Origin of the sequence: Streptomyces sp. YS-3 (genome assembly GCF_045257485.1) — a bacterium.
Taxonomy (GTDB): Bacteria; Actinomycetota; Actinomycetes; order Streptomycetales; family Streptomycetaceae; genus Streptomyces.
Map to the genome: position 1 here is coordinate 1 of NZ_JBJHPC010001236.1, position 510 is coordinate 510.

The window sequence follows — 510 nt, forward strand, 5'->3', positions numbered from 1 at the left end:
CGGCGCCCTGGAGGCCGGCGAGCATGATGACCGTCGGGGCGGTCTTGGCGAACCGCAGCCGGCGGGTCTCACCACCGAGGATGGTGATGAGCTCCTCGTTGACGATCTTGACGACCTGCTGGGCGGGGTTGAGCGCCTGGGAGACCTCGGCGCCGGACGCGCGCTCCTTGACCTGCTTGATGAAGGCGCGGACGACGGGCAGCGCGACATTCAAGAACCTCCGGGGCAAGGGCCGCCTGTCCGAGGCGGACATCGACGCCACGGCACGCGAGATCCGTATCGCCCTGCTCGARGCCGACGTCGCCCTGCCCGTCGTCCGCGCCTTCATCAAGCAGGTCAAGGAGCGCGCGTCCGGCGCCGAGGTCTCCCAGGCGCTCAACCCCGCCCAGCAGGTCGTCAAGATCGTCAACGAGGAGCTCATCACCATCCTCGGTGGTGAGACCCGCCGGCTGCGGTTCGCCAAGACCGCCCCGACGGTCATCATGCTCGCCGGCCTCCAGGGCGCCGGTA

The 510-nt window shown here is 69.5% G+C and carries 2 protein-coding genes; one reads left to right on the forward strand and one right to left on the reverse strand.

Annotated features, from left to right (window positions below):
* On the reverse strand, positions 1–214 hold a 214-nt coding region (locus ACJA3G_RS38475), incomplete at its 3' end, for a signal recognition particle receptor subunit alpha (RefSeq protein ID WP_406557599.1).
* On the opposite strand from ACJA3G_RS38475, the gene ACJA3G_RS38480 reads away from it, so the two are divergent.
* The coding region (locus tag ACJA3G_RS38480) for a signal recognition particle receptor subunit alpha (protein WP_406557600.1) at positions 180–510 on the forward strand (331 nt) is incomplete at its 3' end. The genes ACJA3G_RS38475 and ACJA3G_RS38480 overlap by 35 nt on opposite strands.